Origin of the sequence: Paraburkholderia suaedae (assembly GCF_040812055.1) — a bacterium.
GTDB lineage: Bacteria > Pseudomonadota > Gammaproteobacteria > Burkholderiales > Burkholderiaceae > Paraburkholderia.
Map to the genome: position 1 here is coordinate 1 of NZ_JBFOAH010000032.1, position 14053 is coordinate 14053.

Genomic DNA, 14053 nt, shown 5'->3' on the forward strand with positions numbered 1-14053 from the left:
CACGGCCCGCTGTTTGTCGTGCTGCTGCTTGGCACCGTGCTGCTGGTCGGCGCACTGACTTACGTGCCTGCACTCGCGCTCGGCCCTGGCGTCGAACATCTGATGATGATGGGCGCCCATTGACCGGGTCCGTGCGAACCAACGGCAAACCAGCGCAAACGGGATATTCGAGGATTCAATGACTGAACACAATGCAACCCGGTCCATGTTCGACCCGGCGCTGCTGCGCCCGGCGATCGCGGACTCCTTCAGGAAGCTCACGCCGCGCACGCAGTTCCGCAATCCGGTGATGTTCTGCGTGTACATCGGCAGCATGCTGACGACCATTCTGTGGATCGCCGCGCTTGCCGGCCAGGCGGAGGCGCCCGCGGGCTTCATTCTCGCGGTCACGCTGTGGCTGTGGTTCACGGTGCTGTTCGCCAACTTTGCAGAAGCGCTCGCTGAAGGCCGCTCAAAGGCCCAGGCCGCGTCGCTGCGCAGCGCGAAGAAAGACGTGATGGCCAAGAAGCTCAACGAGCCGCATCCGAAGTCGCCGATCCGCATCTTGACGGCTTCCGATCTGCGCAAGGGTGACGTCGTGCTGGTCGAAACCGGCGACGTGATTCCGGCCGACGGCGAGGTGATCGACGGCGTCGCATCGGTGGACGAGTCGGCGATTACGGGTGAATCTGCGCCGGTGATCCGCGAGTCGGGCGGCGACTTTTCGTCGGTGACGGGCGGCACGCGCGTGCTGTCCGACTGGATCGTGGTGCGCGTTACGGCGAATCCGGGCGAGGCGTTTCTCGATCGCATGATCGCGATGGTCGAGGGCGCGAAGCGTCAGAAGACGCCGAATGAAATCGCGCTGACGATCCTGCTGGTCGCGTTGACGATCGTGATGCTGCTCGCCACGGCGACGCTGCTGCCGTTCTCGGTGTTTTCGGTCGAAGCTGCGAAGGCCGGACACGTGGTGACGATCACCGCGCTCGTCGCGCTGCTCGTGTGCCTGATTCCGACCACCATCGGCGGTCTTCTGTCGGCGATCGGCGTGGCCGGCATGAGCCGGATGATGCAGGCCAACGTGATCGCCACCTCTGGCCGCGCGGTGGAAGCCGCCGGCGACGTCGACGTGCTGCTGCTCGACAAGACCGGCACGATCACGCTCGGCAACCGTCAGGCCTCCGAATTCGTGCCGGCGCCGGGCTTGAGCGAAGAAGCGCTCGCGGACGCCGCGCAACTGTCGTCGCTTGCCGACGAAACGCCGGAAGGCCGCAGCATCGTCGTGCTCGCCAAGCGGCGCTTCAACATCCGCGAGCGCGAGGTGGCGTCGCTGCATCCGGTATTCCTCGCGTTCACCGCGCAAACGCGGATGAGCGGCGTCGATCTGTACTCCCAGGGAACGTCCTCCGGAGCGCCGGCCCGCGAAGTGCGCAAGGGCGCGGCCGACGCGGTGAAGCAGTACGTGGAAGTCAACGGTGGCCGTTTCCCGAGCGAGGTCAGCCACGCGGTGGCCGAAATCGCGCGGCGCGGCAGCACGCCGCTGGTGGTCGCGGAAAAGGGCGAGCAGGGCGCGCGCGTGCTCGGCGTGATCGAGTTGAAGGACGTAGTGAAGGGTGGCATCAAGGAGCGCTTCGCCGAATTGCGCAAGATGGGCATCAAGACGGTGATGGTGACGGGCGATAACCGCTTGACCGCCGCGGCGATCGCAGCGGAGGCCGGCGTCGACGACTTTCTCGCCGAAGCGACGCCGGAAGCGAAGCTCGCCACCATCCGTGCGCACCAGGCCGAAGGGCGCCTCGTGGCGATGACGGGCGACGGCACCAACGACGCCCCGGCGCTCGCGCAGGCCGACGTCGCGGTCGCGATGAACACCGGCACGCAGGCCGCGAAAGAGGCGGGCAACATGGTCGACCTCGATTCGAATCCGACCAAGCTGATCGAGATCGTCGAGATCGGCAAGCAGATGCTGATGACGCGCGGCTCGCTCACCACGTTCTCGATCGCCAACGATGTCGCCAAGTACTTCGCCATCATCCCGGCTGCGTTTGCTACGACCTATCCGGCGCTGAATGCGCTGAACGTGATGCATCTGGCGACGCCCGCGTCGGCGATCATGTCGGCGGTGATCTTCAACGCGCTCGTGATCGTGCTGTTGATTCCGCTCGCCCTCAAGGGCGTGCGTTATCGCGCGCTGGGCGCGGCGATCCTGTTGCGGCGCAATCTGCTGATTTATGGTCTGGGCGGGATTATCGTGCCGTTCATCGGCATCAAGCTGATCGATATGGTGCTGGCCGCGTTCGGCTGGGTTTGAAAGTGTCGGCCAAAGCGTCGGCTAAAGGAAATCAATCGTCATGAAAAATTTGTTGCGTCCGTTGCTCGTGATCTTCGCGGTGCTCACCGCGCTCACGGGCCTAGCTTACCCCGCCGTGATGACCGCTTTCGGCCAGGCGGTTTTTCGCGACCAGGCCAACGGTAATCTGCTCGAGCACAACGGCAAGCTGGTCGGCTCGGCGCTCATCGGCCAGCAGTTCGATGCGCCGCAGTACTTCTGGGGCCGACTGTCGGCGACCAGTCCGATGCCATACAACGCACAGGGTTCGAGCGGCTCCAACCTCGGGCCGACCAATCCGGCGTTGCTCGACGAAGTCAACGGGCGCATTGCCGCGCTGAAGGCCGCCGGCACCGATATGTCGAAGCCGGTGCCGGTCGATCTGGTGACGTCCTCGGGCAGCGGGCTCGACCCGGAGATCAGTCCGGCGGCGGCCGCCTATCAGATCGCGCGCGTCGCGCAGGCGCGCAAGCTCGCGCCGAACGACGTGCAGGCGCTGGTCGACCGTTATACGAGCGGGCGCCAGTTCGGCATTCTGGGTGAGCCGCGCGTGAACGTGCTGAAGCTGAACCTCGCGCTCGACGAGATGAAGCACGGCTAGGCAGTGCGGCTGCGCGCCGAAGCGTGCGAAAGGCGGCGTCCGCGAGACGACGCCTTTTGCCTTTGCTACGCCGCGCCGTGCCGCTGCCGCTGCCGCTGCCTGCGGCGCCGTGCCGTGTCGCTGCCTGCCGCGCCGCCATTTGCAGGCCGGCCGCGGCCGTGCCACCATGCCGACACCGCCGCGCGTACGAGATGACAACCCCTACAAGCACTCAGCATGAACCGCCCCGATCCTGACGAACTGCTCGACAAGCTGCAACGCGACGAAGAGAAGCGTCTGCGCGGCAGGCTGAAGATTTTCTTCGGCGCATCGGCCGGCGTGGGCAAGACCTATGCGATGTTGCAGGCCGCCCGCCGCCGCCACGACGAAGGCGCGGATGTGGTGATCGGCATCGCCGAAACGCATGGCCGCGGCGAGACCGCCGCGCTGCTCGGAGGCCTCGAAGTCCTGCCGCTCGCGCATATCGACTATCGGGGCCGCAAGCTCGGTGAGTTCGATCTCGATGCCGCATTGGCTCGCAAGCCGCAACTGATTCTCGTCGACGAGCTTGCGCATTCGAACGTGCAGGGCGCGCGTCATCTGAAGCGCTGGCAGGACGTTCACGAACTGCTGGACGCGGGCATCGACGTGTACACGACCGTCAACGTCCAGCATCTCGAAAGCCTGAACGACGTGGTCGGCCAGATCACCGGGATTCGCGTGTGGGAGACGGTTCCCGATCGCGTGTTCGATCGCGCCGACGAAGTCACGCTGGTGGACCTGCCCGCCGAAGAACTGCTCGACCGCATGCGCGACGGCAAGGTGTATCTGCCGCAGCAGGCGGAGCGCGCGGTGCGCAACTTCTTTCGCAAGGGCAATCTGATCGCGCTGCGCGAGCTGGCGCTGCGCCGCACCGCGGATCGCGTCGACGCGCAGATGCGGGAATATCGCGCCGACCGTTCGATCCAGCGCATCTGGCAGGCGCGCGAGCGTTTGCTGGTGTGCGTGGGCCCGGGCCCCGAAGCCGCGGCGCTGGTGCGCGCGGCCGCGCGCCTTGCCGCCAGCCTGAAGGCCGACTGGCTGGCGGTCTATGTGGAAACCCCCGCGTTGCAGCGCTTGCCCGACGCGCGCCGCGAACGCACGCTCAACGCGTTGAAGCTCGCCGCCGAACTCGGCGCCGAAACCGCGACGCTCGCCGCCGCCGATGCGCTCACCGCGCTGATCGGCTATGCGCAGGCCCGCAACGTGTCGAAGCTGGTGGCCGGCGCGTCGTCGCGCAGCGGCGTCAAGCGCTGGCTGCGTCGACCGTTGGGCGAGCGGATCGCGCAGCACGCGGGTGAGCTCGATCTCACGCTGATTCGCGCATCGTCCGAAGACGCGGGCGGCGCGCAACGGCGCCTGCTGAGCACCACCGCCAATGCATGGCGCGAGGCGCTGAGCGCGGCGCGCGAACGCCGTTCGCCGCCGCACGCGTATGCGATCGCGCTCGCCATCTGCGCGGCCATCACGCTGCTGTCGAGCCAGTTGATCGACCGGATCGATCTGGCCAATCTCGTGATGCTGTATCTGCTCGGCGTGATCTTCACGGCAGTGAAGCTGGGACGAGGGCCGGGCGTGGTGCTGTCGTTTCTGAGCGTGGCCGCGTTCGATTTCTTCTTCGTGCCGCCACGTATGTCGCTGTCGGTGTCCGATACGCAATATCTGCTGACGTTCTTCGGCATGCTGCTGACGTCGCTGGTGATCAGCCACCTCACCTCGAGTCTGCGCCGCGAGGCAAGCGTTGCGCGGCGTCGCGAGCAACGCACCGGCGCCATGTACGCGATGGCGCGCGAACTCGCGGCGGCCCTGACCACCGAGCAGATCGTCGGGATCGGCAGCCGGCACGTGAGCGAGGTGTTCGGCGCTCGCGTTGCGATCCTGCTGCCGGACAGCGCCGACCACGTCAAGCAGAAGATCGAGGACGCCGACGCGGCGCTCACGCTCGAAGGCGAACTGCTCGACCTCGACGTCGGCCAGTGGGTCTACGATCAGCAGAAGCCGGCGGGCCATGGCACCGACACTTTGCCGGCCGCCGCCGCGCTGTATCTGCCGCTCAAGGCGCCGATGCGCACGCGCGGCGTGCTCGCGGTGGTGCTGCGCGACGAGCGCGAGTTGCACGTGCCCGAGCAGCAACGCATGCTCGACGCGTTCGCCGCGCAGATCGCGCTGGCGCTGGAACGCGTGCATTACGTCGACATCGCGCGCGATGCGCTCGTCAACATGGAGTCGGAGCGCTTGCGCAACTCGTTGCTGTCGGCCATCTCGCACGACCTGCGCACGCCGCTGACGACGATCGTCGGGTTTTCGTCGATGCTGGCGCAGACGCGCAAGGCGCAGGAAGAAGCGCAGCAAGAAGCACAGGAAGAAGCGCAGGAAGGCGTGGACAAACAGGCGCAACCCAAAGCGAGCGCCAACGCCCATAAGCAACCCCAATCAGACGGCGACCTGGTCGATGCGATCCACGAAGAGGCGCTGCGCATGACCGGCATCGTCACCAATCTGCTCGACATGGCGCGCCTGCAGGCGGGCAGTCTGCAACTGAACCGGCAGTGGACGCTGCTGGAAGAAACGGTGGGCGCCGCGCTGCGGGCGTGCCGGCGCGTGCTGGCGAATCATCCGGTGCGGGTGGCGCTGCCCGCCGATCTGCCGCTGCTGCAACTGGATGCCGTGCTGATGGAGCGGCTCTTCTCGAACCTGTTCGAGAACGCGGCCAAGTACACCGCGCCGGACACGCCGTTGACGATCGGCGCCCAACGCATCGACGCAAACGACAGGCCGTTCGTGCGCGTCACCGTCGATGACGACGGCCCCGGTCTGCCGGCCGGCATGGAGGCACGCGTGTTCGAGAAGTTCACGCGCGGCGAAAAGGAATCGGCCAAGCCGGGCATCGGCCTTGGCCTGGCGATCTGCCGGGCGATCGTCGAGGCGCATGGCGGTACAATCGGCGCGCTGAACCGCGTGTCGGCGGATGGATGTGTCGAAGGCGCGCGTTTCTGGTTCATGCTGCCGGTGGAGACGCCGCCGGACGCGCCGGATGGTCTGGAAGACGACGGTGCCGATCCGCTGGCGCATGCCGCGTTCGACGCGGCGCGGTATGCGGGCGGTTCCGCCGATCTCGCCGCCCAAGCCGCACCCGCCACCCTCAACGCGCTGCCCAAACCCCATGAGTGAGCCGAGCACCACCGTCGTCCTGATCGAAGACGAAAAGCAGATTCGCCGCTTCGTGCGAACCGCGCTGGAAGGCGAGGGCATCGTGGTGCACGACGCCGAGACCGGCAAGCAGGGTCTCGTCGAAGCCGCGACGCGCAAGCCCGACCTGGTGATCGTCGATCTCGGCCTGCCCGACACCGACGGCCTCGACGTGATCCGCGAACTGCGCGGCTGGAGCGAGCTGCCGGTGATCGTGCTGTCGGCGCGCACCCAGGAGAGCGAAAAAGTGGCCGCGCTCGACGCCGGCGCCGACGACTATCTGACCAAGCCTTTCGGCGTATCGGAATTGCTCGCGCGTATCCGCGCGCAGATGCGGCGGCGCAATCACGGCGGCGCGAACGAGTCGCCGCAGGTGCGCTTCGGCTCGGTCATGGTCGACCTGGCGTTGCGCCAGGTCACGCGCGACGCCGCCGTCATCCATCTGACGCCTATCGAATACCGGCTGCTCGCGACGCTGGTGCGCCATGCCGGTCGCGTGCTGACGCACCGGCAGTTGCTGCGCGACGTGTGGGGGCCGTCGCATGTGGAAAGCCACCACTATCTGCGCATCTACATGGCGCATCTGCGCGGCAAGCTGGAGCGCGATCCGGCGCAGCCCGAGCACATCATCACGGAGACCGGTGTCGGCTATCGCCTCGTGGGCGCGACCTGAGGCGCAACGAACCGGTCGCTTCGATACAATTGCGCTTCGTAAGGACGACCTTACGCTTTTGCCATGAACGGGGACGGCCCCATTTCATCAGGGAACGGTCTCATGTCCTGGTTTCTTCTATTGATTGCCGGTTTGCTCGAAGTGGCGTGGGCGGCCGGCCTCAAGTCCTCCGAAGGTTTCACCCGCCTGTGGCCGTCCGTGTTCACGATCGTCACCGCGCTCGGCAGCTTCGCGCTGCTCGCCGCGGCGATGCGCCAGTTGCCGCTCGGTACGGCCTACGCGGTCTGGACGGGGATCGGCGCGCTCGGCGCGTTCATCTTCGGTATCGTGATGATGGGCGAGGCGTTCAGCGTCGCGCGGGTCGCCAGCGCGGCGCTGATCGTGGTCGGCTTGATCGGGCTGAAGCTGTCGTCCGGGCATTGAAGTGACGCATTGCGCATTGCGTTGCAGGCCCGACGTGGGTCTGCAAGCCCGCCTGATTTCAGCCACCGGCACAGCAAAGCGACCCTGCCCCGCGTTTCATTCCGGCAACCGATTGTTCGCCGCTCTGCGTTCTGCGAATTATCGTGGCTATAATGAAACCGAATCCAACCTGACGTTGCCCGCGGCCTATATGGCGCGGCCGGCTTGGCGCGGGTCTGACGACTTTGGTGGGGGCTTCTCCGGGCTCGATCGGCCGCCGAAGCGCCCGGCACGCACAGCGCGCCTGGAGGCGGCCATGCTTGAATCACTTGCGCTTGCTGCTGGCCTTTCGTGGGGCAGCGGCCTGCGCCTCTATCTGACGGTGCTGCTGGTCGGCGTTTTCGAGCGCCTGGGGTTCGTCCATCTTCCCGATACGCTGTCCGCGCTATCGTCGCCCTGGGTGATCGGGGCGGCAGCCCTGCTGACGGTCGCCGAATTCCTCGCCGACAAGATCCCCGCGTTCGATTCGTTATGGGACGCGATCCATACCTTCATCCGCATTCCGGCCGGCGCGGTGCTGGCGGCGGGCGCATTCGGCCATGCCGATCCGGCCCTGCTGACCGTCGCCGCGCTCGCGGGCGGCACGCTGGCAGGCACCGCGCATCTGGCGAAGGCGGGTACGCGCGCGCTGATCAACCTGTCGCCGGAACCGGTGTCGAACGTCATCACCTCGACCGCGGAAGACGGTCTCGTGTTCGGCGGCATGTTGCTCGCGCTGTTCGTGCCGCTGCTGTTTCTGGTGTTGATGGTGGCGTTCCTGATGCTCGCCAGTTGGGCGTTGCCCCGGCTCTGGCGCGGTGTGCAGGGCGGGTTTCGCGGCATGGCCACGCACATGGTGTCGCGTTTTGCCAGGAGCCGGCACGATTGAGCGATACAGTACGGGGTTCCACGGCGCGCGCCAGGCCAACGCAGGCGCGCCGGCTCGCCGGCAGGCATCTGCTGCGCCAGGCGATCCGCATGACAGCGCGGGACTGGCGCGCGGGCGAATTGACGATGCTGCTGCTGGCGCTGGTGCTGGCCGTCGCGGCATTGTCGAGCGTCGGCTTTCTCGCTGACCGCCTGCATCAGGGCCTGGAGCGCGACGCGCGGCGCATGATCGCTGCCGATTTCATCGTGCGCGCCGATCATCCCGTCGACCCGCAATTCGCCGCGCAGGCCAGAGTGCTCGGATTGAATACCGCCACTACGGCGATCTTCCCCAGCATGCTCAGTTCGACCGGCGCGCAGCCGGTCTCGCGCCTCGCCGCCATCAAGGCGGTGTCGCCCGGCTATCCGCTGCGCGGCGCGTTGCGGATCGCGCCAGCGCCTCACGCGCCGGACCATCCCGCGCAGTCGATCCCGGCGCCGGGCACCGTGTGGGTCGACCAGGCGCTACTCGACGCGTTGAAGCTGCACGTAGGCGACACCGTCAAGGTCGGCGATCGCAGCTTTACGATCGGCGCGCTGATCACCCGCGAACTGGACCGCGGCTTCTCGTTCGTCAACTTCTCGCCGCGCCTGATGATGCGTGCCGACGAAGTCGCATCGACCGGCCTCATCACCTACGGCAGCCGCGTGACGTACCGGCTGCTGGTGGCGGGCGCGGATGCAGCGGTGGCGAAGTTCGCGCAGTTCGCCCATAACCGGGCGGACGGCGGCAAGATGCGCGGGGTCGCGCTGGAATCGTTGCGAGACGGCCAGCCGCAAGTGCGCCAGACGCTCGATCGCGCGGGCCATTTCCTCACGCTGGTGTCGCTGCTCACCGCGTTGCTCGCCGCGGTGGCGATTGCCATGGCGGCGCACCGGTACATGCGCCGGCATCTGGACGGCTGCGCGGCGATGCGTTGCCTCGGCGTCAGTCAGGCGGCACTGCGCGCGCTGTTTACGCTGGAGTTCGTCGGGCTGGGTCTGGTCGGCGGCGCGCTGGGCATCGCGCTCGGTTATCTCGGGCATCTCGCGTTGCTGACGTGGCTCGGCAGTCTGATCGACGTCGCGCTGCCGTACCCGAGCGCATGGCCCGCGCTCGAAGGCATCGCGGCCGGCCTCGTGCTGTTGCTGGGTTTCGCGCTGCCGCCGCTGTTGCCGCTCACGCGCGTGCCGCCGGTGCGCGTGCTGCGCCGCGAATGGGGCGAAGCGGGGCGCACGGCGTGGGCGGCCTATGCGCTCGGCATCGCGCTGTTCGCCGCGCTGCTGATCGTCGCGGCGGGTGAGTTGAAGCTCGGCGGGATCGTCGCGGGCGGCTTCGCGGGCGGGTTGCTGGTGTTCGCGTGCATCGCCCGGCTGGCTTTGTGGGGCGCCGCGTGTGCGGTGCGCAGCGAGCGCATGAACGCGGGCATCGGCTGGCGGTATGCGCTGGCGTCGCTCGAGCGGCGCAGCAGTGCGAGCGCGTTGCAGATCACCGCGCTCGGCATCGGCCTGATGTGTCTATTGCTGATCGCGATGACGCGCAACGACCTGGTCCAGGGCTGGCGCAAATCGACGCCGCCCGACGCGCCGAACGAATTCATCATCGACATTCAGCCCGATCAGCGCGACGCCGTCACGCACTATCTCGACGCGCACGGCGTGCCCGGCACGGCCCTCTCGCCGATGGTGCGCGGGCGGCTCACGGCGATCAACGGCAAGCCGGTCAATCCGGACTCGTTCAAGGGCGACGACGCCAAGCGCCTGGTGGACCGCGAATTCAACCTGTCCTACACGAGCGAGCTGCCCGACGACAACCGGATCGCCGCCGGCACGTGGTACGGCGACACGAAGACGCCGCAGATTTCGATCGAGCAGGGGCTCGCCAAGCTGATCAACGTGAAGCCTGGCGACGTGCTGCGCTTCGACGTGACCGGTCTGCAGATCGACGCGCCGGTAACCAGCGTGCGCAAGCTCGACTGGGGCTCGTTCAAGGTCAATTTCTTCGTGCTGATGCCGCCCGCCGCGTTGCAGGATTTCCCCGCGACCTTCATCACGAGCTTTCATCTGCCGCAGGACCGACAGTCGGTCATCGACGGTCTGATCGGTACCTATCCGAACCTGACCGCGATCGACACCGGTCCGATCCTCGCGCAGATTCAGCGCGTGCTGGAGCAGGTGATCGGCGCCGTGCAGTTCCTGTTCGCGTTCACGCTCGCGGCGGGCGTGCTCGTGCTGTACGCCGCGCTCGCCGGCACGCGCGACGAGCGTATGCGAGAATCCGCGCTCCTGCGGGCGCTCGGCGCGTCGCATCGGCAGGTGCGCACGGTGCAGTTCGCGGAGTTCGTCGCGGTGGGCGCGTTGGCCGGCCTGATGGCGGCCATCGGCGCGCAGGTGATCGGCTGGGTCCTGGCCACGCGCGTATTCGACTTTTATCTCAGCTTCGATCCGTGGCTGCTGCCCGCGGGGGTTGCCGCCGGCGTCGCGTGTGCCGGCGTCGGCGGCTGGCTGAGCCTGCGGCATGTGCTGGCACGGCCCGCACTGCAGTCGCTGCGGGACGCGTGATTTTTACTTCGGTTCAGTGAGCAGGTGATGAGCGATTCGAACGACGACGAACTGGCCACGGCGCAGCCGACGGCCTTCGAACTGGTGGGCGGCGAAACGCGCGTGCGCGAACTGGTCGACCGCTTTTACGACCTGATGGATCTGGAAGCGGATTTCGCCGGGATTCGGGCTTTGCATCCGCAGTCGCTCGATGGCTCTCGCGACAAGTTTTTCTGGTTTCTGTGCGGCTGGATGGGCGGTCCGGACCACTACATCAGCCGGTTCGGCCATCCGCGCCTGCGCGCGCGGCATTTGCCGTTTGCGATCGCGTCGAGCGAACGGGATCAGTGGCTCAGATGCATGGCGTGGGCGATGGAGGACGTGGGCCTCGCGCAGCCGCTGCGCGAACGTCTGCTCGGTTCGTTCTTCGAAACCGCCGACTGGATGCGCAACCGCAATGGCTGACGGGTCGCTGGAGGCGCCGTACTCGATGCTCGCGGATTACGAGGCGCTCGCGCCGCAGGCGCGCGAGGTGCTGGACTGTTGGTTCGGTGCGCCGGATTCGGCCGCCTTTGGCAAGGAGCACAAGCGCTGGTTTTCGCGCGACCCCGCATTCGACGCGATGCTGCGGGAGCGCTTCGGTGCGCTGATCGACGCGGCCAGTGACGTGGCTGATGGCGGGACTAATGACGCAACCGGCTGCACGAGATGCGGCGCTGCCCTCGACGACTGGCAGACCACTCCGCTCGGTGCGCTGGCGCTTGTCATCGTGCTGGATCAGTTCTCGCGCAACTGTCATCGCAACACGCCCCGGGCGTTTGCCGCGGATCAACAGGCATTGCGTCTTGCGCAGCGGATCATCGCAAGCGGCGCCGATCGGCTGCTGCCGAGCGTGCATCATCGCGCGTTCGCCTATCTGCCGTTCGAACACGACGAAACGCTCGCCAGCCAGCGCGAGTCGCTGCGGCTGTTCGAGCAGCTACGCGCGGAGCCGGGCGGCGAGTCTTACTACCGGTCCGCGGTTCGCCACGCCGAGGTGATCGAGCGCTTTGGGCGCTTTCCGCATCGCAATGCGGTGCTTGGCCGTGCATCGAGCGCTGAGGAAACCGAATTTCTGCGCCAACCCGGTTCGTCGTTCTAGGCAATGGAAACTACGGCGACGCGCGCGGGCGCGGCCGCGCTAGTTGCCTCGCGCAGCCGGCGCGATAGCCGGCGTACGCACGAACACCCGCAACAGCTCATCGGTATCTCCGGGACGCGCGCCCGACCAGAACAGTCGCCATTCGCCCTGCGGCGTCCGCGCGCTGTCGCGGCGGCTTTCCTGGATCAGCCACGTGCACGCGGTGTCGCGCGTGTCGGCGACGGGATGATGCTCGATGCCGGTGTAGTAGTAGAGCATCGGCGCTTCGGACTCGCCGAGGCCCGCGCTGGCCATGCAATCGCCCTCGTTCCACGCCAGATTCATCTTCGCGGCCAGATCTTCGAACACCGAGCGGTAGCTCTTCGCACAGTCGAGCCAGGGCAGCAGCAGCGTGCTGACCAGCCCCCACACGAGCGTCGCGCCCGCGCACCAGCTCAATGCGCCGCGCCACTTGCCGCTGTGTCTGAACACCGGCAACAGCCATAACCAGCCGAACGTCATGACCAATGCGGCGGCGACCAGCAGCGGTTTGACCGGCAACACCCAGTCGAGCGGCAACCAGCGGCCAAGCAGGTGCAGTTGCCCATGCGTGCTCTGCGGGCTGGTCATGATCGACCAGACGATCCACACGAGCGCTGCCGCGCTGCCGAACAGCACGCGGCTGCATATGTCCCAGACCGCGTGCAGCCGGCGCGGAAGCGTTTGGACACCCTGCATCGCGAGCACCGCGAGTGGCGGGATGAACGGCAGGATGTACAACTCGCGCACGGTCGCGGAACTTTGTAGCACGGCGAAGCCGGTGCCTGCGAAGATCACCGGCAATGCCACGCGCGGATCGCGCCAGCGCCGCCACGCGCCGCCGGCAAGCGCGGCCAGCGCCAGCGGTACCACCGGGAAGCCTACGCTCAGCACCGTGCGCAGCACGAAGAGGCGGCTCTCGTTTTCAGAGCCGAGTTCGGGCACCGAAAATCCGAAGAAGCGTCCGACGTTGTTGTCCCATAGCCAGACCTTGAAGAGCGCTTCCGAGCGCAGGTAGAAGCAGATGGGCCAGATCAGCGCCAACGGCGCGCACACCAGCGCGGCGACGCCGAGCGCGCGGGCGAAACTGCGGCTGCGGCAAGCGGGATACAGCGCCAGCACCGCGACGGTGGTCGCGCCGAACACGAGCGGCACGAACAGGCCCTTGGCCAGCAGCGTCACGCCGACGCCGGCCCCGAACATCGCGGCACCGCTAGAGATGGCCCGGCGCTGCGCGCGCCCGTCGACCGGTTGCTCGCGCGCGTCGTCGCGCAAGTGGGCCAGCACCAGCTCGAACAGCCCGCAGAAGCCGAGCGCGGCGCCGGCCATCAGCGCGACGTCGGTCATCAGGTCGTGCACGTGCTTGACGACGACCAGCGTGCCCGCAAACAGCGCGAGGGTGCCGATCACATGCAGGTCGAACCAGCTCGACGCGCCCGCCGCGCGGCGCGCGATGCGTGCCGTGTAGTAGACCGTCAGTCCGGCGAATAGCGCGCTCGCAAGACGCGCGGCATCGTGCAGCGGCAGATAGCGGCCGAACATCCATGCGAGGCCGGCGGCGACCCAGTCGTAAATGGGCGGCTTTTCGACGAACGGTTGGCCGGCGTTGGTCGGCACGACCAGATCGCCGGTGTCCAGCATGTGCTGAACGATGCCGAACGTATAGGTCTCGTCCTGCTTCCACGGCTCATGGCCGAGCGTGCCCGGCAGCAGCCATGCGCACAGGATCGCCAGCGCGACCAGCCACAGCAGCGGACGGATGGCGGCGAGCGCGCGCCAGCGGCGGATGCCGACGGTCGCGCGATCACTGGCGTCGGTGGGGGCGGTGGCTTCCGGGAAGCCTCTTGCTTCAGTTGCCAGCGTGCGGGGCCCGGCCACGTGTGCGCCGTCGGCGCTGGCATGCAGCGGGCTGTCTAGCGCGTCATGCAGCGGGCGCTGCACCCGGCCATGCGCCGGGCCAGGCAGCGGAGCGCCCGACGGCCCTGAAAGGGGCGGCTCCTGGAGCCGGCCTGCGGTCACGGCGGGCTCGGATGTCGTCGTTGCGACATGATCCGCGCGCCGGCGCGCGGCTAATTTCTCTTGCATGACAGTCTCTGTTTGCCGTCTGCGGCGGCATGGGCCGGTTACTGATGGAAGGCAGTGCTCGCGCGCATTTGCACGAATCGCGCCGCGATTGTAGCCGGTGTTTATTACTTTCGATTACAGAAAGGTCGGGCG

Annotated in this window: 11 protein-coding genes; 10 read left to right on the forward strand and 1 reads right to left on the reverse strand. The window is 67.3% G+C overall.

Features of this window, described 5'->3' with window-relative positions; all coding sequences use genetic code 11:
• The 10 genes from ABQJ48_RS31165 to ABQJ48_RS31210 form a co-directional block, all read left to right on the forward strand.
• Nucleotides 1–123, forward strand: a 123-nt coding sequence (locus ABQJ48_RS31165; RefSeq protein ID WP_367841853.1) for a potassium-transporting ATPase subunit KdpA, incomplete at its 5' end; no start/stop codon positions are given.
• A gap of 55 nt (nt 124–178) precedes the next feature.
• On the forward strand, nt 179–2290 hold the full coding sequence (kdpB, locus tag ABQJ48_RS31170; RefSeq protein ID WP_367841792.1) for a potassium-transporting ATPase subunit KdpB: 2112 nt from the start codon (nt 179–181) through the stop codon (nt 2288–2290).
• Nucleotides 2291–2330: 40 nt separating this feature from the next.
• Nucleotides 2331–2909, forward strand: a complete 579-nt coding sequence (gene kdpC, locus ABQJ48_RS31175) for a potassium-transporting ATPase subunit KdpC (protein ID WP_367841793.1) — start codon at nt 2331–2333, stop codon at nt 2907–2909.
• 216 nt (nt 2910–3125) lie between these two features.
• On the forward strand, nt 3126–6098 hold the full coding sequence (locus tag ABQJ48_RS31180; protein ID WP_367841794.1) for a DUF4118 domain-containing protein: 2973 nt from the start codon (nt 3126–3128) through the stop codon (nt 6096–6098).
• A complete protein-coding gene (gene kdpE, locus ABQJ48_RS31185) occupies nt 6091–6789 on the forward strand; it encodes a two-component system response regulator KdpE (protein ID WP_367841795.1) in 699 nt (232 codons plus the stop codon). The genes ABQJ48_RS31180 and kdpE overlap by 8 nt, the downstream gene beginning before the upstream one ends.
• Before the next feature lie 102 nt (nt 6790–6891).
• Nucleotides 6892–7212, forward strand: coding sequence for a quaternary ammonium compound efflux SMR transporter SugE (gene sugE, locus ABQJ48_RS31190; protein ID WP_367841796.1), 321 nt, complete (start codon nt 6892–6894; stop codon nt 7210–7212).
• A 295-nt stretch (nt 7213–7507) separates the two neighbouring features.
• A complete protein-coding gene (locus ABQJ48_RS31195) occupies nt 7508–8119 on the forward strand; it encodes a DUF4126 domain-containing protein (protein ID WP_367841797.1) in 612 nt (203 codons plus the stop codon).
• Nucleotides 8116–10698: an ABC transporter permease gene (locus ABQJ48_RS31200; RefSeq protein ID WP_473094215.1), complete on the forward strand. Its 2583-nt coding sequence runs from the start codon at nt 8116–8118 to the stop codon at nt 10696–10698. Before ABQJ48_RS31195 ends, ABQJ48_RS31200 begins: the two co-directional genes overlap by 4 nt.
• Before the next feature lie 27 nt (nt 10699–10725).
• On the forward strand, nt 10726–11142 hold the full coding sequence (locus ABQJ48_RS31205) for a group II truncated hemoglobin (RefSeq protein ID WP_367841798.1): 417 nt from the start codon (nt 10726–10728) through the stop codon (nt 11140–11142).
• The gene (locus ABQJ48_RS31210) at nt 11135–11818 is read left to right on the forward strand and encodes a DUF924 family protein (RefSeq protein WP_367841799.1); all 684 of its coding nucleotides are present in this window, start codon (nt 11135–11137) and stop codon (nt 11816–11818) included. Before ABQJ48_RS31205 ends, ABQJ48_RS31210 begins: the two co-directional genes overlap by 8 nt.
• Nucleotides 11819–11857: 39 nt before the next feature.
• Here ABQJ48_RS31210 and ABQJ48_RS31215 read toward each other — a convergent pair whose 3' ends face one another.
• Nucleotides 11858–13921 carry an ArnT family glycosyltransferase gene (locus tag ABQJ48_RS31215; protein ID WP_367841800.1) on the reverse strand — a complete coding sequence of 688 codons (2064 nt, stop codon included), beginning with the start codon at nt 13919–13921 and terminating at the stop codon, nt 11858–11860.
• Nucleotides 13922–14053 lie beyond the last annotated feature (132 nt).